Raw genomic sequence first — 2,013 nt, forward strand, 5'->3', positions numbered from 1 at the left:
TAACAAGCTGAAAATTCAGCGGCTAAATTTTTCAATTCTTCGACTGATAATCCAATGATTGCTTTACATAAACGATTATCTCGTAACAGCCGCTCTTTGTTGATCATTTCAAACCTTTATTCTCTAAGTTAAACCTCTTTTTATTCTCAATAGCGTGACAAAAAATGCAAGTCTCTATTCAGCAACTAGTTTATTGTAGCAAATACCTTCTGTGACTTTAAAACTTTGACGGCCGATAACGGTTCTGAGTTCTCCATGCATAAACAGATAACTGAGATCACCGGTGCTAATGTCTTCTTTGCCAGGCCTTATAACTCATGGGAGCGTGGTTTAAATGAACACAGTAACGGACTTATCCGCCGTTTTTACCCAAAAGGAACGGACTTCAACTCAGTCACGGACAACGAGATTGCAGAACTTGAGCACATAACTTAATACTCGGGGACGAAAATCGTTGGGCTATTTTTCTCCAAATGAAGTATTTTTAGCTCATCTAATGGCTGCATAACGTTTTATGGGTTTGTTGCGTTTCGACTGGGAATGGGCCGTTGAATACAATTAGTTTAATTTTATTGCTGATGGCTGGATTTGTGTTTAAATAGGTTTGATTCTCTGTTGCGCTATATTAGAGGAAATCGTTAAATTATTATTTAGTGAATTATTTAATAAATATTGTTATTAAATTTTTTTATCTATTTTACATTATGATGTGTTTATCATTTGAGAATAATTATTATTGTTTGTTTTTATATTTTGGGGCTATAACTTGGTGTTATTTATTTGTTTTTTAACCTATCCCCCTATTTAAAATAATCGTTTGCACATTATATGCTTAGATAAATAGTGATTAAATTCTTATCATTAAATCAAAAAGTAAGTAAGATTAAATTAATGAGGATACATAATTATGAATGGACAATCTATGTGAGGGTGTTTTGTTGAATAGAAAAACAAGATTTAAAACATATCGATTATGCGGCGTATTTTTTGCAGTAGGATTGATTACGAGCTGTTCGAGTACACCGAACGATAATCAACAGCGCTCTGATCCGTTAGATAGTTTTAATCGAACAATGTTTGATTTTAATTATCATGTTTTGGATCGTTATGTGGTGCGTCCAGTTGCCGTTGCTTGGCGTGATTATGTTCCTATGCCTGCACGTAATGGTTTAGTCAATTTTTTGGCTAACCTGGAAGAGCCTGCGAGTATGGTGAATAATTTTCTACGAGGTGATATTTATCAAGGAATGAAGCATTTCAATCGTTTTTTCCTAAATAGTGTTTTTGGTATGGCGGGATTGATCGATATTGCTTCAATGGCTAATCCTAAACTTGTTAAACAAGAATCTAATCGTTTTGGTAGTACTTTGGGATATTATCAGGTTGGCTACGGTCCGTATGTAGTATTGCCAGGTTATGGTAGTTTTACCTTACGAGAAGATGGTGGTGACTGGGCTGACAAAGCTTATCCGATGTTAAGTTACCTTACTTTTTGGATGTCAGCCGGAAAATGGGTATTAGAGGGAATCGAAAAACGGGCACTTTTTTTAGACTCTGATGGAATACTACAAAACTCTTCTGATCCATATTTAATGGTCAGAGAGGCATATTTTCAGAATAAAGATTTTAAGGCGCAGGGAGGGGTGTTGAAGCCGACTATTAATCCTAACGCTGCGGTGATTGAAGAAGATTTGGATTCTATTGATTAGTAATAGACTGGTACATTTTAATTTAAATGTTAATGAGTAAAAAATAACGGTGAGATAATTTATTGATTTTTATGGTCACGTTAACTTGAATCTTTATAAATAAAAAAATCAATTAATAATATAAGGGCACCTCGAAAAACCTAAGCCGAGTTTGATTTTGCTGATAAAGTTATCGGAAGCTGGTCTACTGAGCTAACCACCATGAAGAAACGCAGCGCCATTAAGAATGACCTCTTTGCAAACCAGTATCACCAACAGACGATCGACAAGTTGGGTGACCCGCTGGTCAAGATCGAAACCTGTA

General features: G+C 35.3%; 2 protein-coding genes. Both read left to right on the plus strand.

Features of this window, described 5'->3' with window-relative positions; all coding sequences use genetic code 11:
- Positions 1-225: 225 nt before the first annotated feature.
- Positions 226-435 (plus strand): IS30 family transposase, encoded by a 210-nt coding sequence (locus CBG25_RS06015; RefSeq protein WP_290605308.1) that lies wholly within the window; start codon positions 226-228, stop codon positions 433-435.
- Positions 436-938: 503 nt separating this feature from the next.
- Positions 939-1,709, plus strand: coding sequence for a phospholipid-binding lipoprotein MlaA (mlaA, locus tag CBG25_RS06020; protein WP_290605310.1), 771 nt, complete (start codon positions 939-941; stop codon positions 1,707-1,709).
- The last annotated feature ends 304 nt before the right edge of the window (positions 1,710-2,013 follow it).

Source organism: Arsenophonus sp. ENCA, assembly GCF_002287155.1.
In the GTDB taxonomy this organism is placed as follows: domain Bacteria; phylum Pseudomonadota; class Gammaproteobacteria; order Enterobacterales; family Enterobacteriaceae; genus Arsenophonus; species Arsenophonus nilaparvatae.